This window comes from Pseudomonas sp. FBCC-B35 (assembly GCF_059133755.1).
Genome location: NZ_CP101439.1, coordinates 3,353,204 through 3,373,880, shown reverse-complemented (window position 1 = coordinate 3,373,880; position 20,677 = coordinate 3,353,204). Strand labels below are relative to the sequence as shown.

Below are 20,677 nucleotides of genomic sequence, written 5' to 3'. Positions count from 1 at the left end.
CGAGGTGTTTCAAGGCAGCACTTGCTTGAAGGGCTTGACCACGACCTGGTCGTAGACGCCGGCAGCGATGTAGGGATCGGCATCGGCCCAGGCTTGGGCGGCGGTCAGGGAATCGAACTCGGCCACGATCAGGCTGCCGCTGAAGCCTGCCTCGCCTGGGTCGTTGCTGTCGATGGCCGGGTGCGGGCCGGCCAGTACCACCCGGCCTTCTGCCTTGAGCTGCTGAAGGCGCTCGATGTGGGCCGGGCGCGCAGCCAGGCGTTTTTCCAGGGAGTTAGCGACGTCGCTGGCAATGATGGCGTAGAGCATGTCAGTCCTTGGGTTTGGAGGCAGAGGAGGTATCTTGCAGGTGGCGCGACAGGTACAGCCCTTGTGCCACCAGGAACAGCACGGTCATGCCCAGGCTGCCGAACACCTTGAAGTCGACCCAGAACGCTGGGAAGGTGAAGGCGACGAACAGGTTGGCGGCGCCGCAGAACAGAAAGAACGCGATCCAGGCGAGGTTCAGGCGGGCCCAGATGGCATCGGGCAAGGTCAGCGCATGGCCCATGATGCGCTTGATCAGTACCCGGTCGCCGATGAAGTGGCTACCGGCGAAGGCCAGGGCGAACAGCCAGTTCACCACCGGCGCCTTCCACTTGAGGAAGGTTTCGCTGTGAAAGGCCAGGGTCAGGCCGCCAAACACCAGGCAGGCGACCAGCGTCAGCCACTGGCCTTTCTCGAGCTTGCGCTGGCGCAGGAACAACGCGCCGTACACCACCAGCGAGCTGATGATCAGCATGGCAGTGGCACTGTAGATACCACCGAATTCGAAGCTGTGCCCGGCCAGCTCGACGGGCCGTGGGTCCAGTTTGTAGACGATGAAGAACAGCAGCAGCGGGATGAAATCGATGAATTGTTTCACAATGGCAGCCAGAACCGGGATGTGACGGCATAATAACAAACATCGAATCCAGCGAAAGCGCTACTCCATGAATGTTGATCTGCACTGTCACAGCACGGCCTCCGACGGCGCCCTGTCGCCTTCGGCCCTGGTCGCCCGGGCCTTCGAGCATGGGGTGCGTACGCTGGCGCTCACCGACCACGATACCCTCGAAGGCCTGGCCGAAGCCCGCCAGGCCTGCCGCGAGCACGGCATGCAATGGGTCAGCGGCGTCGAGCTGTCCTGTACCTGGGGCGGCGCAACCATCCACATACTCGGTTACAACTTCCCCGTAGATGCACCGCCCTTGCTGGCGGCGATCGAGGCCCTGCACCGTGGCCGCTGGTTGCGTGCCGAGGAAATCGACAAGCGCCTGGCAGCCAAGGGCATGCCAGGGACGCTGGCAGGTGCCCGGCAAATCCAGCAGGCGCTCGGTGACAGTGGCAATGCCCCGGCCCGGCCACATTTTGCCGACTACCTGGTGCATGCCGGCCACGTCAAAGACCGGGGCGAGGCCTTCCGCAAATGGCTCGGTGCCGGCAAGCTCGGTGACGTCAAGCAACATTGGCCATCGTTGGAGGAAACCGTTGCCACCCTGCGCCAGTCCAACGCATGGGTGAGCCTGGCGCATCCCATGCATTACGAGCTGACGCGCAGCAAGCGCAGGCGGCTGATTGCCGACTATATTCAGGCAGGCGGGCAGGCGCTTGAAGTGGTCAATGGGATGATGCCGGCCGAGCAGGTGGGCACCCTGTCCATCATCACCCGTGAGTTCGGGCTGCTGGCAAGTGCTGGCAGTGACTTCCACGGCCCCGGCACCTGGGGCGAAATCGGTGCCTATCGGCCTTTGCCCGAGGACCTGCCACCTGTGTGGCACCGTTTCAGCCATGAACAGCCATTGCCGGTTTGAACAGGACGACGACGTGAGCCAATTTTTCCAGATTCACCCGGAAAACCCACAGCCGCGACTGATACGCCAGGCGGTCGAGATCATCCGCAAGGGTGGGGTAGTGGTCTACCCCACCGACTCGGCCTATGCGCTGGGTTGCCAGATCGGTGACAAGTCGGCCATCGAGCGGGTGCGCCGTTTGCGCGGGCTGGACAAGACCCACAATTTCACCCTGATGTGCTGCGACATGTCCCAGTTGGGCTTGTACGCCAAGGTCGATACGGGCACCTTCCGCCTGCTCAAGGCCCATGTGCCGGGGCCCTACACCTTCATTCTCAACGGCACGCGCGAAGTGCCGCGCCTGTTGTTGCATGAAAAACGCCGCACCATCGGCCTGCGCGTGCCGGACCATGCCATTACCCTGGCACTGCTTGCCGAGCTGGGTGAGCCCTTGATGAGCGTGAGCCTGATCCTGCCCGGCGACGCCGAACCCATGACCGACCCCTACGAAATTCGCCAGCGTCTGGAGCACCATGTCGACCTGGTCATCGATGGCGGCTACGGTGACCTCAAGGCGTCGACCATCATCGACCTGTCAGGCGATGAACCCGAACTGATTCGCGAAGGCTGCGGCGACCCTACTCCGTTCATGGTCAACGCGTGACCGCCGAGCCGTTCGCCCAGGCAGCGGCCGAGCCGGCCGAGCTGCCAGGCCAGTTGCAGCTCGCGCTGGTCTACGGCGAGGCCGTGACCGAGCTGCCGCTGGACTTGTACATACCCCCCGATGCCCTGGAGGTCATTCTCGAAGCGTTCGAAGGGCCTTTGGACCTGCTGCTGTACCTGATTCGCAAGCAGAACATCGATATCCTCGATATCCCGGTGGCAGAAATCACTCGCCAGTACATGGGCTACGTCGAGTTGATGAAAACCGTGCGCCTTGAGCTGGCTGCCGAATACTTGGTGATGGCCGCCATGCTGGCCGAAATCAAGTCGCGCATGTTGCTGCCGCGCAGCGTCACGGTCGAGGAGGAGGAGGGCGACCCACGCGCCGAGCTGATCCGACGTCTGCAGGAGTACGAACGTTTCAAGGCGGCCGCCGAAGGCCTGGACGGGTTGCCCAGGGTCGGTCGTGACCTGGTCGTGCCGTGCCTGGAGGCGCCCCAGGCAAAGGTACGCAAGCTGTTGCCGCAGGTCAGCCTGCCGGAGCTGCTGGCGTCCATGGCCGAAGTGATGCGCCGCAACGACCTGTTCGAAAGCCACCAGATCAGCCGAGAGACCCTGTCGACCCGGGAACGCATGGGGCAGGTGCTGGAACGCTTGAAAGACGGTGGTTTCGTGCCCTTCATCGATCTGTTCGCGCCCGATGAAGGCAAGCTGGGGGTGGTGGTCACGTTCATGGCTGTGTTGGAGCTGGTGAAGGAAACCCTCGTCGAACTGGTGCAAAATGAAGCCTTTGCCGCCATCCATGTGCGGTTACGCCCTGCTCCTGCCGAAGACGCCCATGAACCTGAATGACCCCCGCGACCTGGCCCCGTTGATCGAAGCCTTCCTGCTGGCCTCTGGCAAGCCTCAATCGCTTGAGCGCTTGTACGAGCTGTTCGAGGAGCCCGAGCGGCCCGAGCCGAAGACGTTCAAGCGAGCACTCGAAGTGCTAGGCAAATCGTGCGCCGGTCGGGCGTTCGAGCTCAAGGAGGTGGCCAACGGTTATCGGCTGCAGATTCGCGAGGATTACGCGCCTTGGGTCGGCCGGCTGTGGGAAGAGCGCCCGCAGCGCTATTCTCGGGCGCTGCTCGAGACCCTGGCGCTGATTGCCTACCGCCAGCCCATCACCCGTGGCGAAATCGAGGACGTGCGTGGCGTCGCGGTCAATAGCAACATCGTCAAGACGTTGGTCGAGCGCGAGTGGATCCGTGTAGTGGGCCACCGGGAAGTGCCCGGACGGCCGGCTCTGTTTGCCACGACCAAGGCATTCCTGGACCATTTCAACCTTCGCAGCCTGGATGAGCTGCCAGCGCTGGCCGAATTGCGCGAGATGGAGCCCGAGCCCTTGCTCGACCCGGACGATGCCCCGGTACCGGCGCACCTGCAGGCCCTGGCCGACGCCAGCCTGGGCGAGGACGAGGAGGCTGAGCCGGTCAAGGACGAGACCAGCTTTCGCAGCCTGCTCGTGGAGCTCGACGCCATGGAGCAGGGCCTCAAGACCGATTTCGACGATGTGCTCCAGCACGACCCTGATGCCGAAACGCCGTTGGAGGGGGAGCCGAGCGAGCAGGCCTGATCGCCTCAACTCGATCTGCTGTGGCCATGGGCCAGGCCGTCGAGCAGGGCCCGCCTGGCAGAAAGTCGTGGCAGAGGGTGGAAAAGCTTCTACCCTCCCATGCATTCAGGCGGCGAACCACGTATGATGCGCGGCCTTTTGGCGCGTTCGTTGCCAGAAACCTGTTTTCATTCCTACACCGGGAGGTGCCCAGATGAGTGAGCAAGACCTGCAAGATACCCAGATCACCCCACCTGTTGGCGAGAAGCTGCAGAAAGTCCTCGCGCGTATTGGCGTGGGCTCGCGCCGTGACGTCGAGGCCTGGATCAGCCAGGGCCGCATCAAGGTCAACGGCGTTGCAGCCACCCTTGGCCAGCGAGTCGACCTGCATGACGCCATTGCCGTCGACGGCAAGCTGATCAAGCGTGAAGAAGCGGCCGAGGCGACGCGCCGGGTGATCATGTACAACAAGCCCGATGGCGAGATCTGCACCCGCGATGACCCGGAAGGTCGCCCGACCGTGTTCGATCGCCTGCCGCGTCCCAAGGAAGGTCGCTGGATCAACATCGGCCGTCTGGACATCAACACCACCGGCTTGCTGCTGTTCACCACCGACGGTGAGCTGGCCAACCGCCTGATGCACCCGTCCTACGAAATGGACCGCGAATATGCCGTGCGCGTACGTGGGGAAGTGGATGACGAGATGCTCGAGCGCCTGAAGGCGGGTGTCATGCTCGAAGACGGCCCCGCCAAGTTCACCGACATCCAGAAGGCACCAGGCGGCGAAGGCTTCAACCACTGGTACCACTGCGTGGTGATGGAAGGCCGCAACCGTGAGGTCCGTCGCCTGTGGGAGTCGCAGGGCATGGTGGTCAGCCGCCTGAAGCGTGTGCGCTTTGGCCCGGTGTTCCTCAACTCGGATTTGCCCATGGGCCGCTGGCGGGAAATGACCCAGGGTGAAATCGACATCCTGGCGGCCGAGGTGGGCTTGCAGCCCGTGGCGTTGCCGGCCTTGAAGCTCAAGGCCAAGGACAAGATGGAGCGTCTGCAGCGCAAATCGTCCCGCCCCCTGGGTCGTGGTGAGCGCGTGCGCAGCCTGCGCCCGGCCCAGGACGGCGCAGCGGCCGGCGAGCGTCCAGCACGCCCGGCGCGCGAAGAATCGCCGCGCAAAGGCAACCGTGGCAGCGCAGTGGCCGAGCGCCCGAGCGAAATGCGCAAGCGCCCGGCCAAGCCCGAGGGTGACAAGCCTGCAGGCCGTGGTCGCGGCAAGCCACGCGGCTGAGGCATTCGGAGCCATTGTTGGCCCTTGCTTAATTACCGACGCTGAACACATTGGGGCTGCTACGCAGCCCATTGCCCGCAAGCCGGCTTCTGCAAAAGGCGAATATCTCGCGCTGAGCAGGAGCCAGTGGCCAACGATGGGGCGCGAAGCGGCCCCAATGTGCAGCCCGCTAAATGATGCATGCCTTGCCAGATGCACCCTGCCAGAGGGTGCGAGTGTGCTGATCTGACTCAACTCATGGTCGGCCGTAACCCATTGGGCGCAAAGTCATTTCGTTAGTCTGGCAACTTATATTTCCAGCTTGTAAGGTTTTGTTTACAAGCCTTGGCTGATTCTCGCAGCAAATCAGAAAAAGTCCCCGTCCGTAAAGAAAGCTTGCCGAAGCTTCTGTCTCCGGTTGCGTCCTCAGCCCTTCACCTCCCTTGCCTAAACCCCCGCTCCACGGTGTTATAGCCCTCATTGCCCCGTGCAACAGCCCGCCGCAGAGCCGGTTGATAAAACAACAAATGGAGGCGCCATGTACGCCGATCAACTCGCCCACAAAGGCCATTACCCCAGGAACGCTGCGTTTTTTCCGCCGGAAACCACGCAACGCGTTGACGCCTGCGCGCTTGCAGGGTTATACAGTGCGCCGCGTTTTACCTGTGACCCCCTTGCGTACCGCGCACTCCTGACCCCGCCCGGTTGACTCGACCGCGCAGCTGTACCTTCAGGAAACAAGGTGACCACCTTGCCCATTCCGCTGCGCCACGAGCGCGGTGGGTCCGATTCCGTCACAGATAAAAACAATGCAGGTGACTTCGTTCATGAGTGGACACGACAAGCATTCAGGCGAGCTCAAGCGGGGCCTGAAGAACCGCCATATTCAGTTGATCGCCCTGGGAGGCGCCATCGGTACCGGCCTGTTCCTGGGTTCGGCGGGCGTGATGAAATCCGCCGGCCCGTCGATGATCCTGGGCTACGCGATCTGTGGTTTCATCGCTTTCATGATCATGCGCCAGCTCGGCGAAATGATCGTCGAGGAGCCCGTGGCCGGCTCGTTCAGCCATTTCGCCCATACCTACTGGGGTGGCTTCCCCGGCTTCCTGTCGGGCTGGAACTGCTGGGTGCTGTACATCCTGGTGGGCATGTCCGAATTGTCCGCCGTGGGCAAGTACGTGCACTACTGGTGGCCGGAAATCCCTACCTGGGTAACAGCCGCTGCGTTCTTCGTGCTGATCAACGCCATCAACCTGATGAACGTGAAGTTCTTCGGCGAAGCTGAGTTCTGGTTTGCCATCATCAAGGTGGTGGCCATTGTCAGCATGATTGGCCTGGGTGCCTACCTGCTGACCAGCGGCAGTGGCGGGCCTGACGCGACCGTGGCCAACCTGTGGTCGCACGGTGGCTTCTTCCCCCATGGGGTCAGTGGCCTGGTGACGGCCCTGGCGTTCATCATGTTCTCGTTCGGGGGGCTGGAGATGCTCGGCTTTACGGCCGCAGAGGCCGACAAGCCCAAGACCGTGATCCCCAAGGCCATCAACCAGGTCATCTACCGCATCCTGATCTTCTACGTCGGTGCCTTGGTGATCCTGCTGTCGCTCACGCCGTGGGACACCTTGGTCGCCAGCATCGATGCCTCCGGCGGCAGCTACGGCAGCAGCCCGTTCGTGCAGGTGTTCTCGTTGCTGGGCAGCGATGTGGCCGCCAACCTGCTGAACTTCGTGGTCCTGACCGCGGCCTTGTCGGTGTACAACAGCGGTACCTATTGCAATGCCCGCATGCTGCTGGGCATGGCCGAGCAGGGCGATGCGCCGGCTGCCTTGGCCAAGGTCGACAAGCGTGGCGTACCGGTGCGTTCGATTCTTGTGTCCGCGGCCGTGACCCTGATCGCCGTGCTGCTCAACTACCTGATGCCTTCCAGCGCGCTGGAGCTGCTGATGTCGCTGGTCGTGGCTACCCTGGTGATCAACTGGGCCATGATCAGCTACTCGCACCTCAAGTTCCGTCAGCACCTCAACCGCACGGGTCAGAAACCCCTGTTCAAGGCGCTGTGGTACCCCTACGGCAACTACGTGGTGCTGGCCTTCGTGGTCTTGATCCTGGGCATCATGCTGCAGATTCCGGGTATCCAGGTGTCCGTCTACGCCATCCCGGTCTGGTTGCTCTGCATGTTCGTAGCTTATGTCATCAAGTCACGGCGTAAGGGCGTCATCACTGAAGCCGTTGGCAGCGCCGCCAAATAAGCGTCGTACAGTCGCCTGTAAAACCCGAAGCGTCGACCGCTTCGGGTTTTCTTTTCTGCGCGTCAGATCTGTTCCAGCAGCCACGCCCTGAATGCCCGTAGCGAAGGTAGCGCTTCGTTGCGCGGCGGATAGATCAGGTAATAGCTGCGTTGACTGGCGAATGCCAGGCCTGGGCTGTACAGCGCCCCTTTGGCCAGCTCGTCTTCCACGAGCACGCGGGGCACCAGGCCCACACCAATACCCGCCTGCACGGCCTGAATCAAGTGCGAGGTCAACTCGAAGCTTGGCCCCAGGCGCATGCTTCGGTGGGGCAGGCCATGGTGCGAGAACCATTCACCCCAGGCATGGGGGTTGTTGGCCACGTTCAACAGTAACTGCTCGCTGATGCGGGTGGGGCTCCAGTGCGGTTGTTCGTTTGCGGCCTGGGCCGGAAGGATCACCAGCAGTTCCTCGGCATGCAGGCGGTGGCTGATCAGCCCTGGCAGGTCACCGCTGGCCACGCCAATGGCTGCATCGATCTCGCTGGTGTCGAAGTCGATGGCTTCGATACGCGAATGCAAGTGCACAAGCATGCCAGGGTGCGCCTTGTAGAAGTCGTTCAGGCGCGGCAACAGCCATTTGGAGCCAAAGGTGGGCAAGGTGGCCAGGCGCAAAGTGCCGACCCCGGACTGATAGGCCAGCGCCTGTAGGGTCGCGCCCCGAATGCGGCCCAGTGCTTCGCTGAGCTCGCGTTGGTACAGGCGGCCGACGTCCGTCAACCGTACCTGGCGACCCTCGCGGCGAAACAGGGTCAGACCCAACTGCTGTTCCAGCGCCTGAACTTGCCGGCTGACCGCGCTCTGGGTCAGCGACAGTTCAGTGGCCGCGCGGGTGTAGCTCTGGTGCCGGGCGGCCGCCTCGAAGGCCAGCAGCAGAGACATGGACGGGGTTAGGTGGCGGTAATTCATTCATGAAAGTCATCGATAGCGGCAGGATTATCCGTTTGCCCCTGGCGCAAAACTACAGGAACATTGCCACATTCGTCACTGTTGCCGGCGCCACCCATGCCGCCACGACATCTTTTCCGTGAACCAGCCCTATTCCGAGGCCGTCCTTCGATGATCGCCCAGCTGCCTACCGTTGCACCTGACGCCGACTACCCGGCATTCCTCAAAGCCCTGCATGACAGTGGCTTTCGTGGCCAGATCAGCGCCGACTACGGTACCCGAACCGTCCTGGCCACCGACAATTCCATCTACCAGTGTCTGCCGCAGGCTGCGGTGTTCCCACTGGACGCCGATGATGTGGCGCGCGTCGCCACGCTGATGGGCGAGTCGCGCTTCCAGGCGATCAAGCTGACCCCGCGCGGTGGCGGCACAGGCACCAATGGCCAGTCGTTGACCGATGGCGTGGTCGTGGATTTGTCGCGGCACATGAACGGCATCCTCGAAATCAATGCCGAGCAGCGTTGGGTGCGGGTGCAGGCCGGTGTGGTCAAGGATCAGCTCAACGCCGCCCTCAAGCCCCATGGCTTGTTCTTCGCGCCTGAACTGTCCACTTCGAACCGCGCGACCGTGGGTGGCATGATCAACACCGACGCCAGCGGGCAGGGCAGTTGCACCTATGGCAAAACGCGCGACCATGTGCTTGAGCTGCACAGCATCCTGCTCGGGGGTGAGCGCCTGCACAGCCTGCCGCTTGACGAAGACGCGTTGCAGGCAGCGTGTACGGCGCCCGGTCGCGTGGGTCAGGTATACCGCACGGCCCTGGATATCTGGGACACCCAGGCTGAACTCATCCGCACCACCTTTCCCCCGCTCAATCGCTGCCTGACCGGCTACGACCTGGCGCACCTGCGAGACGAGCAAGGCCGCTTCAACCTCAACAGCGTACTGTGCGGCGCCGAAGGGTCGCTGGGGTATGTGGTCGAGGCCAAGCTCAACGTGCTGCCGATTCCCAAGTATGCTGCCCTGGTGAACGTACGGTACGCCAGCTTCATGGATGCGCTGCGCGATGCCAATGCCTTGATGGCGCAGCGGCCATTGTCCATCGAGACCGTCGATTCCAAAGTGCTTGGGCTGGCGATGAAGGACATTGTCTGGCACAGCGTCGCCGAGTATTTCCCGGCCGACCCCGAGCGCCCCACGCTGGGCATCAACCTGGTCGAGTTCTGCGGTGATGACCCCGTCGAGGTCAACGCAAAGGTCCAGGCCTTCATCGATCACCTGCGTGTCGACACCAGCGTCGAGCGCCTTGGCCATACGCTGGCCGAGGGGGCTGAGGCGGTGACCCGCGTCTACGCCATGCGCAAGCGCTCGGTTGGCCTGCTGGGCAACGTCGAAGGCGAAGTGCGGCCGCAGCCGTTCGTCGAGGACACGGCGGTGCCACCGGAAAAACTTGCCGACTACATCGCCGAGTTCCGTGCCTTGCTCGACGGCTACGGGTTGGCGTACGGCATGTTCGGGCACGTCGATGCCGGGGTTCTGCATGTGCGCCCTGCGCTGGACATGAAGGACCCGGCCCAGGCGGCATTGGTCAAGCCTGTCTCCGATGCAGTAGCTGCCTTGACCCGTCGCTACGGCGGTCTGTTGTGGGGCGAGCACGGCAAGGGCCTGCGCTCGGAGTACGTGCCCGAGTACTTTGGCGAGCTTTACCCGGCACTGCAGCGCCTCAAAGGCGCGTTCGATCCGCACAACCAGCTCAACCCCGGCAAGATCTGCACGCCGCTCGGGGCCAGCGAGGGCCTGACCAAGGTCGATGGCGTGACCTTGCGCGGCGAGCTGGATCGCACCATCGATGAGCGGGTCTGGCAGGCCTATGGCAGCGCCGTGCATTGCAACGGCAACGGTGCCTGCTACAATTACGACCCGAACGACGCCATGTGCCCGTCGTGGAAGGCGATCCGTGAACGTCGGCACTCGCCCAAGGGGCGGGCTTCGCTCATGCGCGAATGGTTGCGTCTGCAAGGCGAGGCGGGGGTCGATGTACTGGAGGTGGCGCGCAAGCCGGTGTCCTGGGTCAAAGGGCTGCCAGCGCGGTTGCGCAACGAGCGGACGCGGCGCCAGGGGCAGGAAGATTTTTCCCATGAAGTCTATGACGCCATGGCTGGCTGCCTGGCGTGCAAATCCTGCGCAGGACAATGCCCGATCAAAGTCAACGTACCTGACTTCCGCTCGCGCTTTCTCGAGCTGTACCACACCCGTTACCAGCGCCCCTTGCGCGACTACCTGATCGGGTCGTTGGAATTCACCATCCCGTACCTGGCCCATGCGCCTGGTCTGTACAACGCGGTGATGGGCTCGAAATGGGTCAGCCGTCTGCTGGCCGAGCAGGTGGGCATGGTCGATAGCCCGTTGATCAGCCGGTTCAACTTCCAGGCGACCCTGACGCGCTGTGGCGTGGGCGTGGCCACTGTGCCGGCGCTACGCGAACTGACACCCGCCCAGCGCGAGCGCAGCATCGTGCTGGTGCAGGATGCATTCACCCGCTACTTTGAGACGCCGTTGCTGTCGGCATTCATCGACCTGGCGCATCGCCTGGGCCACAAGGTTTTCCTGGCACCGTACAGTGCCAATGGCAAGCCGCTGCATGTTCAGGGCTTTCTGGGTGCCTTCGCCAAGGCCGCCGTGCGCAACGCCACCCAGCTCAAGGCGCTGGCCGACTGCGGGGTGCCGTTGGTCGGGCTGGATCCGGCCATGACCCTCGTCTATCGCCAGGAATACCCGAAAGTGCCTGGGCTCGAAGGGTGCCCCACCGTGCTGTTGCCTCAGGAGTGGCTGCTGAGCGCGTTGCCCGAGCAAGCGGCAGGGAGCACGTCCACCTTCCGCCTGTTGGCCCATTGCACCGAGAAGACCAACGCCCCTGCCAGCACCCGGCAGTGGGAGCAGGTGTTCGAACGCATGGGGCTCAAGCTGATCACCGAGGCCACCGGGTGCTGCGGCATGTCGGGTACCTATGGGCACGAGGCGCGCAATCAGCAGACCTCGAAGGACATCTTCGAGCAGTCGTGGGCGCTGAAACTGGATAAGGAAGGGGAGCCTTTGGCGACCGGCTATTCCTGCCGCAGTCAGGTCAAGCGCATGGCCGGGCGGCCGATGCGTCATCCATTGGAAGTGGTGTTGCAGTTCGCCAGGCGCTGAAGGGAGACTTGCTCGACCGAGCGGTGTGAAAACGTGCTGAAGCGCCAGGTGTCGATCAGCCGTTTTCACACAGCCAGTGCGCGCGGTCTAGTCCTGATCGGCGCTGGTCTGATCGTCACCTTCCTGCTCGCGGGCAGGTGCCGAGTCGGCATGGGCGGTAACGGTGGGCTCTTCTGGGTTCAGGCTTGGGAAGGGAAGATTCGGGATCTCGTGCATCTCGTCGTTCCTCGCAAGTGTGAGTGAAAAGGCTGCGCCAGGCGCGTGTGAAGCTTCAAGAAGCTGGGGCAGGATACACAAGTCTGGATGACAGTTTGGCTTTTTTCCTACGCCCGGCCCCCGCAGCGGGTCGATCAAGGCGGCTCGTGCCGCAGGCTCAAGGCTGCTCTGGCGGCATAAAAAAGGCGTGACCGGCGGCCACGCCCGTGTGAGCCCCGAGACTGAAGCCTTGGGCAGTTTACTTGCGCCCTTCGGCCGTCTCGGCCACTTTGTCGGTGCGTGCGCACATGATGAAGTCGTTACGGTGCAGGCCTTTGATCGAGTGGCTCCACCAGGTAACGGTCACCTTGCCCCACTCGGTCAGCAGCCCTGGGTGATGGCCTTCGGCCTCGGCAATTTCCCCGACGGCATTGGTGAACGCCAGGGCATGCTTGAAATTCTTGAACAAAAATACGCGCTCAAGCTCCATGTGCCCGTCACGCACTTCGATGTTCCAGTCCGGTATTTCGCGAATCAGCTCGGCAAGCTCCTGCTCGCTGACTTTCGGTGCATCGGCGCGGCAGGCTTCGCAGTGGGCTTGGTTCAAGGCATTCATACGTTCTTATCCATGTGGCGTTGTGAGTGGCAAGCAGCGGTCAAGCGGCAACCTTGGGTGGAAACTTCGGCGCGTGCAACCCCAGCTGTTGGGCTTGCGCGACCATGCCCATGATGTCTTCATGAGCCAGGTCGAACAGGCGCTTGAGCTCTGGCAGTATGAAGTACACCGGCTGCAGGATGTCGATCCGGTAAGGGGTGCGCATGGCCTCGATGGGGTCGAAGGCCTGGTGCTCCGGTTCGCCGGACAGGCTGTAGACCGTCTCTTTGGGCGAGGACAAAATGCCGCCGCCGTAGATCTTGCGGCCGTTGGGTGTGTCCATCAGGCCGAATTCGATGGTCATCCAGTACAGGCGCGCCAGGTAAACACGCTGTTCTTTCGTGGCGGCCAAGCCCAGCTTGCCGTAGGTATGGGTGAATTCGGCGAACCAGGGGTTGGTCAGCAGCGGGCAGTGGCCGAAGATTTCGTGGAAGATGTCTGGTTCCTGGAGGTAGTCCAGTTCTTCGGGTGTGCGAATGAATGTCGCCACCGGGAAGCGCTTGCTGGCGAGCAGCTCGAAGAACGTCTGGAACGGAATCAATGCCGGAACCCGAGCGACCTGCCAGCCGGTGGTTGCCCCCAGCACCTTGTTGATCTCGCCCAGCTGCGGAATGCGGTCATGAGGGAGCTTCAACTGCTCGATACCGTCGAGGTATTCCTGACAGGCACGCCCTTCGATCACCTTCAGTTGGCGGGTGATCAACGTGTTCCACACGCCATGCTCCTGCTGCGGGTAATCGATGAAGCCCTGGGCATCCGGCTCGCGGGCCACGTACTGGGTGTGCTTCATGAAGGTCTCCTGGTCGGCTCTTGTCGTTATGTACAGGTAGGCATCAGAAATAACCCTTTATTGCTCGGTGCACACCTACTTATGCAAGGGCTAGAGCCCAGGCAAACACGCTATCTTGTAAGGATAATTTTACAAATCCGCTATTTTGTCCCAACATCAAGCGTCTGCGATGAACGTTAGCGGTCATTTCGTCAGCATTTCTTTACAAGTTTTCCGCTCAGACGGGAAGTTTTTGCCAGGCGTACTCTATGCGTATCAAAGTGCACTGCCAGAACCGTATCGGTATTCTGCGCGACATCCTCAACCTGCTGGTCGAATACGGCATCAACGTATTGCGGGGCGAAGTGGGTGGGGACCATGGCAACGCCATCTACCTGCACTGCCCGAACCTCATCAACCTTCAGTTCCAGGCCCTGCGCCCCAAGTTCGAGGCCATTACGGGCGTGTTCGGCGTCAAACGCGTGGGGCTGATGCCCAGCGAGCGCCGGCACATGGAGCTCAATGCCCTGTTAGGGGCGCTGGAGTTTCCCGTGCTCTCGATCGACATGGGCGGCAGCATCGTGGCGGCGAACCGATCGGCGGCCCAATTGCTGGGGGTGCGAGTCGACGAAGTGCCCGGCCTGCCTCTGGCTCGCTACGTGGACGACTTCGACCTGCCGGAACTGGTGCGTAGCAACAAGTCGCGTATCAACGGCCTGCGGGTACAGGTCAGGGGCCATGTGTTCCTGGCCGACATCGCGCCGCTGCAATCGGAGCATGACGACAGCGAAGCGTTGGCTGGGGCCGTGCTCACCTTGCACCGTGCCGATCGCATCGGTGAGCGTATCTACAATGTGCGCAAGCAGGAGTTGCGGGGGTTCGACAGCATTTTCCAGAGTTCACGTCTGATGGCTGCCGTTGTCCGTGAAGCCAGGCGAATGGCGCCGCTGGATGCACCGCTGTTGATCGAGGGGGAGACCGGCACCGGCAAGGAGCTTCTGGCCAGGGCGTGCCATCTGGCCAGCCCGCGTGGACAATCACCGCTGATGGCGCTCAACTGCGCCGGCTTGCCTGAGTCGATGGCCGAGACAGAGCTGTTTGGCTACGGGCCGGGCGCCTTCGAGGGCGCCCGCGCCGAAGGCAAGCTGGGGCTGCTGGAGCTGACGGCCGGCGGCACGCTGTTTCTCGATGGCGTGGCTGAAATGAGCCCGCGGCTTCAGGTGAAGTTGCTGCGGTTCTTGCAAGACGGATGTTTTCGGCGTGTGGGCAGCGACGAGGAGGTCTATCTGGATGTGCGGGTGATCTGCGCCACGCAGGTGGACCTGTCCGAGCTCTGTGCCCGGGGCGAGTTCCGGCAGGACCTGTACCACCGGCTCAATGTGCTGTCATTGCACATTCCGCCCTTGCGCGAGTGCATGGATGGGCTTGATGGGCTGGTGCAGTATTTTCTCGATCAGGCCAGTCGGCAGATCGGATGCGCCATGCCTCGCCTGGCGCCGGGGGCGATGCAAAAGTTGGCCAGCTATGAGTGGCCGGGTAACGTTCGACAGTTGGAAAACGTGGTGTTCCAGGCTGTGTCGTTATGTGAAAACGGTGTGGTCAAGACTGAACATGTGCGATTGCCCGATTATGGCGTGCGACAGCCTTTGGGTGATTTTTCACTGGACGGTGCATTGTCCGATATTGTCGGGCGTTTTGAAAAAGCCGTATTGGAAAGTTTGCTCAAGGAGTTTCCAAGCAGCCGAGCATTGGGCAAGCGCCTGGGTGTATCGCACACGACCATTGCCAATAAGTTGAAAGATTATTCACTGGGCAAATCGGCAGGGCACTGAGTGGGCGGTGATAAGTGTAGGGGCCTGTTGCTTCTAACTTTTGAGTGTTACTTGTGTGCAGACGGCCGCGAAGGGGGTCATTCGGCCCCCTTGGTCGCCGCGCTGTCAGCCGTTTGAGCAGCCATTGCCCATCACGCGGTATTCCAGCACGTGGGTATGGCCTTGCGAGTCGGCGTAGGTCATGCGAGCAGGCACTACGCCGCAGACATTGGGGATTTCACTCATGGAAATGACGTGGTCGATGTCCAGGTGTTGCGAGTAACTGTACTGTTCAACCGGTGCCTGTTCGGCGGCCTGGGCTTCGTCGGCCATGGCCGTCCCGCACAGACTGCCCAGCAGTACTACCATTAAAGCTTTCATGTTTAATCTGCCTGTTTAAAGTCGTCAGGGTGCGCGCAGTGCGTCAGGCACTACGACAACCGTTAAGGTATTGATTACGTTTGCAGAAAATTGACAGTTGCCTTCGTGGGGGCGGTTACAGGTTGTCAATCTTCTTGCCGTTGCTGGCGAGATCAATTCTAGAACTGTGGCCCAGGCTGAAACAGTGGGGCTTTTGATAAAGTCTGTTGGTGAAATTGGTAACAATCTGCGAGGCCTTTAACCTGGCAGGCAGCAAAATGCCCGCGCCTGAGCGGTTGCGACCTGATCGACTGGCAAATTACTACCAACGTCGAATGGCGGTTATCGCTCTGGTACAGTTACATCGGTCCCATACAAAAACAACTATTACACCGAGGTAAACACGATGAGTGCGGCTCCACTGTATCCCGTTCGTCCCGAGATCGCGGCCACTACCCTGACAGACGAGGCCACCTACAAGGCCATGTACCAGCAGTCGGTGATCAACCCGGACGGCTTCTGGCGTGAGCAGGCCCAGCGCATTGACTGGATCAAGCCCTTCACCAAGGTCAAGCAGACCTCATTCGATGACCACCATGTGGACATTAAATGGTTTGCCGACGGCACTCTGAACGTTTCCTCCAACTGCCTGGACCGCCATCTGGAAGAGCGTGGCGATCAACTGGCCATCATTTGGGAAGGCGACGACCCCTCCGAACACCGCAACATCACCTACCGCGAACTGCATGAGCAGGTGTGCAAGTTCGCCAACGCCTTGCGTGGGCAGGACGTGCACCGCGGCGATGTGGTCACCATCTACATGCCGATGATCCCAGAGGCTGTGGTCGCCATGCTGGCCTGCGCCCGTATCGGTGCAATCCATTCAGTCGTATTCGGTGGGTTCTCGCCCGAGGCCCTGGCAGGGCGCATCATCGATTGCAAGTCCAAGGTGGTGATCACGGCGGACGAAGGCGTGCGCGGCGGTCGCCGTACACCGCTCAAGGCCAACGTCGACCTGGCGCTGACCAACCCTGAAACCAGCAGCGTGCAGAAGATCATCGTCTGCAAGCGCACCGGCGGCGACATCGCCTGGCACCAGCACCGCGACATCTGGTACGAAGACCTGATGAAAGTGGCCTCCAGCCACTGCGCGCCGAAGGAAATGGGGGCTGAGGAAGCCCTGTTCATCCTCTATACCTCCGGCTCGACCGGCAAGCCCAAGGGCGTGCTGCACACCACCGGTGGCTACCTGGTATACGCGGCGCTGACCCATGAGCGCGTGTTCGACTACCGCCCGGGCGAGGTGTACTGGTGCACCGCCGACGTCGGTTGGGTCACGGGCCACAGCTACATCGTCTACGGCCCGCTCGCCAACGGTGCCACCACCGTGTTGTTCGAAGGTGTGCCGAACTACCCGGACATCACCCGCGTGTCCAAGATCGTCGACAAGCACAAAGTCAACATCCTCTACACCGCACCCACCGCCATCCGCGCCATGATGGCCGAAGGGCAGGCGGCGGTGGACGGTGCCGACGGTTCCAGCCTGCGCCTGCTGGGCTCTGTGGGCGAGCCGATCAACCCCGAAGCCTGGAACTGGTACTACAAGACCGTGGGCAAGGAGCGTTGCCCGGTCGTCGACACCTGGTGGCAGACCGAAACCGGCGGCATCCTCATCAGCCCGTTGCCAGGGGCGACGGCGCTCAAGCCAGGCTCGGCCACGCGCCCGTTCTTTGGCGTGGTGCCGGCCCTGGTGGACAACCTGGGCAACCTGATCGAAGGCGCGACCGAGGGCAACCTGGTGATCCTCGATTCATGGCCAGGCCAGTCGCGCTCGCTGTACGGTGACCACGACCGGTTCGTCGATACCTACTTCAAGACCTTCCGGGGCATGTACTTCACCGGTGACGGCGCGCGCCGCGACGAGGACGGCTACTACTGGATCACCGGTCGCGTGGATGACGTGCTGAACGTCTCGGGCCACCGCATGGGCACCGCCGAGATCGAAAGTGCCATGGTGGCGCATGCGAAGGTGGCCGAGGCCGCGGTGGTGGGCGTGCCGCACGACATCAAGGGCCAGGGTATCTACGTCTACGTCACCCTCAATGCCGGCGTCGAGCCAAGCGAGCAACTGCGCCTTGAACTGAAGAACTGGGTGCGCAAGGAAATCGGCCCGATCGCTTCGCCGGATGTGATCCAGTGGGCGCCAGGGTTGCCAAAGACCCGTTCGGGCAAGATCATGCGCCGCATCCTGCGCAAGATCGCAACCGCCGAGTATGACGCACTGGGGGATATCTCGACCTTGGCAGACCCAGGTGTCGTGCAGCACCTGATCGACACGCACAAGGCCATGAGCTTGGCCACGGCTTGACGGCACCGCGCGCGGCCCGAGATCCAAGCTTGATGGCAAGGTAATTTGGGTCGCGCCGGCAGTACGCCAGCGTCCAATATCGGCCCCGCCGGGTGAACCGGCGGGGTTTTTGCTTTAAGAGACGGCTGAATCTGCTACCCGACAGTGATCGGTTACTTTTCTGTCACCGGCAATGCGCTATAGCGGGGCGCCTGGAAACACTTCGCGCTGTTTGAGGGCATTTGGGCTGTCATGTGTGTCGGTCTATCACGCTACACTTGCCGTCCCACAAGGGTTTGCCAATAATAGGCCCAGGATTTGCTAGATTCATGGGTTCAATTTCTTGCGCTTTTGCATATTCTGCATTGGCTGTCAACATCGCCCGTAGCGGTTTCAAGCGCTTCTGTAAGTAGTTGTCGCTTTGAAGAAATTTCGACTACCGGGCTGTCGTTAAAATGCCATTCACTCGCTCGTGGTCTGCGACCTTGGTCGAACCCTGCGCGGCTCGCGTTGTAACCATTCGCATATCGGGCAGCTGTTACCTGCCTTGTATTGCCCCGTACCGATGGAGTTACCTGATGAAGAAGCTCGCACTGCTTGGCGCCCTGGCGCTGTCCGTGTTTTCCCTGGTATCGCAGGCCGATGAAAAACCGCTGAAAATCGGTATCGAAGCGGCTTACCCTCCCTTCGCTTTCAAGCAGCCCGATGGCAGCATCGCCGGCTTCGACTACGACATCGGCAATGCCCTGTGCGAAGAGATGAAAGCCAAGTGCACCTGGGTCGAGCAGGAGTTCGACGGCCTGATTCCTGCGCTCAAGGTGCGCAAGATCGACGCCATCCTGTCTTCGATGTCCATCACCGAGGACCGCAAGAAGTCGGTGGACTTCACCAAGCGTTACTACCTCACCCCGGCGCGTCTGGTCATGAAGGAGGGTACCGCGGTTACCGACAGCCTCGATGAGCTCAAGGGCAAGAAGATTGGCGTGCAGCGTGGCTCGATCCACGATCGCTTCGCCAAGGAAGTGCTCGCGCCCAAAGGGGCCACCGTGGTGCCTTACGGCACCCAGAACGAAATCTACCTCGACGTGGCGGCTGGCCGCCTGGACGGCACCGTGGCCGATGCCACCCTGTTGGAAGATGGCTTCCTCAAGACCGATGCCGGCAAGGGCTTCGCGTTCGTCGGTCCGGCCTTCACCGACGTGAAGTACTTCGGTGACGGCGTCGGCATTGCCGTGCGCAAGGGTGACAAGGCCAACGTCGATCGTATCAATGCGGCCATCGATGCCATCCGTGCCAACGGCAAGTACAAAGAGATCGAGAAGAAATACTTCAACTTCGACATCTACGGCCCAGACGCGAACTGAGTCAGCCGTCAACCGCTGTGCAATGGTGCAAACAGCAGGAGCGCTGAGGTTTGCACCATTTTTCATTCTCTAGGTCGAGGACCTCAACATGTTGAAAGGCTACGGGGCAGTCATCCTCGATGGGGCGTGGCTGACGCTACAGCTCGCCCTTTCGTCGATGGCCCTAGCCATCGTGCTCGGCCTGATCGGCGTGGCACTGCGCTTGTCGCCGGTGCGCTGGCTGGCCTGGCTGGGCGACCTGTATTCCACGGTCATTCGCGGCATACCGGATCTGGTACTGATCCTGCTGATCTTCTATGGGGGGCAGGACATCATCAATCGCGTGGCGCCGCTGGTGGGCTACGACGACTACATCGACCTGAACCCGCTGCTGGCAGGTATCGGGACGCTGGGCTTCATTTTCGGCGCCTACCTCTCGGAAACGTTCCGGGGTGCATTCCTGGGCATTCCAAAAGGCCAGGCCGAGGCGGGTGTCGCCTACGGCATGAATGCCCGGCAGGTGTTCTTCCGCATCCAGGTGCCGCAAATGATTCGCCTGGCGATTCCAGGTTTTACCAACAACTGGCTGGTGCTGACCAAGGCCACGGCGTTGATTTCGGTGGTCGGCCTGCAGGACATGATGTTCAAGGCCAAGCAGGCGGCCGATGCCACCCGTGAACCCTTCACCTTCTTCCTGGCAGTGGCCGCCTTGTACCTGGTGCTGACCAGTGTCTCGCTGCTGGCGCTGAAGTATCTGGAGCGCCGCTACTCGGTGGGTGTCAAGGTGACCGAACTATGATCTTCGACTACAACGTGGTCTGGGAAGCGTTGCCGATGTATTTCGACGGCCTGCTCACCACCCTCAAGCTGCTGGCGGTCTCGTTGTTCTTCGGCTTGCTGGCGGCCATTCCGCTGGGCTTGATGCGCGTGTCAAAGCGCCCGTGGGTCAACCTGCCGGCCTGGCTGTACACCTACGTCATTCGTGGCACGCCCATGCTGGTGCAGCTGTTCCTGATCTACTACGGCCTGGCCCAGTTCGAAGCCGTGCGGGCCAGCGTGTTCTGGCCCTTGCTGTCCAGCGCGACCTTCTGCGCGTGCCTGGCCTTCGCCATCAACACCAGTGCCTACACCGCCGAGATCGTTGCCGGCAGCCTCAAGGCCACGCCCCACGGCGAGATCGAGGCGGCCAAGGCCATGGGCATGTCGCGCATGAAGATGTACCGACGCATCCTGCTGCCGTCTGCGCTGCGCCGTGCGCTGCCGCAATACAGCAATGAAGTGATCATGATGCTGCAAACCACCAGCCTGGCATCGATCGTGACCCTGATCGACATCACAGGTGCCGCACGCACGGTCAATGCTCAGTACTACCTGCCTTTCGAGGCCTACATCACGGCGGGCGTGTTCTACCTGTGCCTGACCTTCATCCTGGTGCGCCTGTTCAAGATGGCCGAACGCCGCTGGCTCGGCTACCTGGCGCCGCGCAAGCACTGACCGCTCTGTG

19 protein-coding genes are annotated in these 20,677 nt (G+C 61.7%); 12 read left to right on the top strand and 7 right to left on the bottom strand.

The window, feature by feature from the left end; all coding sequences use genetic code 11:
* Positions 1 to 9: 9 nt before the first annotated feature.
* Both NMB38_RS15300 and NMB38_RS15295 read right to left on the bottom strand, forming a co-directional pair.
* Positions 10 to 309, bottom strand: coding sequence for a YciI family protein (locus NMB38_RS15300; RefSeq protein ID WP_027915900.1), 300 nt, complete (start codon positions 307 to 309; stop codon positions 10 to 12).
* A 1-nt stretch (position 310) separates the two neighbouring features.
* A complete protein-coding gene (locus NMB38_RS15295) occupies positions 311 to 904 on the bottom strand; it encodes a septation protein A (RefSeq protein WP_027915901.1) in 594 nt (197 codons plus the stop codon).
* A 67-nt stretch (positions 905 to 971) separates the two neighbouring features.
* Between NMB38_RS15295 and NMB38_RS15290 the strand changes: the two genes are divergently transcribed.
* The 6 genes from NMB38_RS15290 to NMB38_RS15265 all read left to right on the top strand — a co-directional run bounded on the left by NMB38_RS15290 (position 972) and on the right by NMB38_RS15265 (position 7,575).
* A complete protein-coding gene (locus NMB38_RS15290) occupies positions 972 to 1,832 on the top strand; it encodes a PHP domain-containing protein (protein ID WP_494354828.1) in 861 nt (286 codons plus the stop codon).
* 13 nt (positions 1,833 to 1,845) lie between these two features.
* A complete protein-coding gene (locus NMB38_RS15285) occupies positions 1,846 to 2,475 on the top strand; it encodes an L-threonylcarbamoyladenylate synthase (RefSeq protein ID WP_023533818.1) in 630 nt (209 codons plus the stop codon).
* The gene (locus NMB38_RS15280) at positions 2,472 to 3,326 is read left to right on the top strand and encodes a segregation and condensation protein A (protein WP_028688031.1); all 855 of its coding nucleotides are present in this window, start codon (positions 2,472 to 2,474) and stop codon (positions 3,324 to 3,326) included. The genes NMB38_RS15285 and NMB38_RS15280 overlap by 4 nt, the downstream gene beginning before the upstream one ends.
* Positions 3,313 to 4,089: an SMC-Scp complex subunit ScpB gene (gene scpB, locus NMB38_RS15275; RefSeq protein WP_027915905.1), complete on the top strand. Its 777-nt coding sequence runs from the start codon at positions 3,313 to 3,315 to the stop codon at positions 4,087 to 4,089. Before NMB38_RS15280 ends, scpB begins: the two co-directional genes overlap by 14 nt.
* Positions 4,090 to 4,282: 193 nt before the next feature.
* Positions 4,283 to 5,350, top strand: coding sequence for a 23S rRNA pseudouridine(2605) synthase RluB (rluB, locus tag NMB38_RS15270; RefSeq protein ID WP_196129510.1), 1,068 nt, complete (start codon positions 4,283 to 4,285; stop codon positions 5,348 to 5,350).
* Between the two features lie 806 nt (positions 5,351 to 6,156).
* Positions 6,157 to 7,575, top strand: coding sequence for an amino acid permease (locus tag NMB38_RS15265; protein WP_345956327.1), 1,419 nt, complete (start codon positions 6,157 to 6,159; stop codon positions 7,573 to 7,575).
* A 62-nt stretch (positions 7,576 to 7,637) separates the two neighbouring features.
* On the opposite strand, the gene NMB38_RS15260 is transcribed toward NMB38_RS15265, so the two are convergent.
* Positions 7,638 to 8,522 carry a LysR substrate-binding domain-containing protein gene (locus NMB38_RS15260; RefSeq protein WP_027915908.1) on the bottom strand — a complete coding sequence of 295 codons (885 nt, stop codon included), beginning with the start codon at positions 8,520 to 8,522 and terminating at the stop codon, positions 7,638 to 7,640.
* Positions 8,523 to 8,672: 150 nt separating this feature from the next.
* Between NMB38_RS15260 and ydiJ the strand changes: the two genes are divergently transcribed.
* Positions 8,673 to 11,693, top strand: a complete 3,021-nt coding sequence (ydiJ, locus tag NMB38_RS15255) for a D-2-hydroxyglutarate dehydrogenase YdiJ (protein WP_088523376.1) — start codon at positions 8,673 to 8,675, stop codon at positions 11,691 to 11,693.
* A gap of 87 nt (positions 11,694 to 11,780) precedes the next feature.
* On the opposite strand, the gene NMB38_RS15250 is transcribed toward ydiJ, so the two are convergent.
* The 3 genes from NMB38_RS15250 to phhA all read right to left on the bottom strand — a co-directional run bounded on the left by NMB38_RS15250 (position 11,781) and on the right by phhA (position 13,333).
* A complete protein-coding gene (locus NMB38_RS15250; RefSeq protein ID WP_255212317.1) occupies positions 11,781 to 11,909 on the bottom strand; it encodes a hypothetical protein in 129 nt (42 codons plus the stop codon).
* 238 nt (positions 11,910 to 12,147) lie between these two features.
* Positions 12,148 to 12,504 (bottom strand): 4a-hydroxytetrahydrobiopterin dehydratase, encoded by a 357-nt coding sequence (locus NMB38_RS15245; RefSeq protein WP_023533765.1) that lies wholly within the window; start codon positions 12,502 to 12,504, stop codon positions 12,148 to 12,150.
* Positions 12,505 to 12,544: 40 nt separating this feature from the next.
* A complete protein-coding gene (gene phhA, locus NMB38_RS15240; protein ID WP_027915910.1) occupies positions 12,545 to 13,333 on the bottom strand; it encodes a phenylalanine 4-monooxygenase in 789 nt (262 codons plus the stop codon).
* 248 nt (positions 13,334 to 13,581) lie between these two features.
* Between phhA and NMB38_RS15235 the strand changes: the two genes are divergently transcribed.
* Positions 13,582 to 15,144, top strand: a complete 1,563-nt coding sequence (locus NMB38_RS15235; RefSeq protein ID WP_027915911.1) for a sigma-54-dependent phenylalanine hydroxylase transcriptional regulator PhhR — start codon at positions 13,582 to 13,584, stop codon at positions 15,142 to 15,144.
* 105 nt (positions 15,145 to 15,249) lie between these two features.
* Here NMB38_RS15235 and NMB38_RS15230 read toward each other — a convergent pair whose 3' ends face one another.
* Positions 15,250 to 15,504 (bottom strand): DUF2790 domain-containing protein, encoded by a 255-nt coding sequence (locus NMB38_RS15230; RefSeq protein WP_027915912.1) that lies wholly within the window; start codon positions 15,502 to 15,504, stop codon positions 15,250 to 15,252.
* 385 nt (positions 15,505 to 15,889) lie between these two features.
* On the opposite strand from NMB38_RS15230, the gene acs reads away from it, so the two are divergent.
* The 4 genes from acs to NMB38_RS15210 all read left to right on the top strand — a co-directional run bounded on the left by acs (position 15,890) and on the right by NMB38_RS15210 (position 20,667).
* Entirely contained in the window at positions 15,890 to 17,851 is a 1,962-nt protein-coding gene (gene acs / locus NMB38_RS15225) for an acetate--CoA ligase (protein ID WP_023533744.1), read from the top strand.
* 557 nt (positions 17,852 to 18,408) lie between these two features.
* Positions 18,409 to 19,194, top strand: a complete 786-nt coding sequence (locus NMB38_RS15220; protein WP_027915913.1) for an ABC transporter substrate-binding protein — start codon at positions 18,409 to 18,411, stop codon at positions 19,192 to 19,194.
* 88 nt (positions 19,195 to 19,282) lie between these two features.
* Positions 19,283 to 19,972, top strand: coding sequence for an ABC transporter permease (locus NMB38_RS15215; RefSeq protein WP_023533806.1), 690 nt, complete (start codon positions 19,283 to 19,285; stop codon positions 19,970 to 19,972).
* Complete coding sequence (locus tag NMB38_RS15210; RefSeq protein WP_023533799.1) at positions 19,969 to 20,667, top strand: ABC transporter permease; 699 nt, start codon at positions 19,969 to 19,971, stop codon at positions 20,665 to 20,667. The genes NMB38_RS15215 and NMB38_RS15210 overlap by 4 nt, the downstream gene beginning before the upstream one ends.
* Positions 20,668 to 20,677 lie beyond the last annotated feature (10 nt).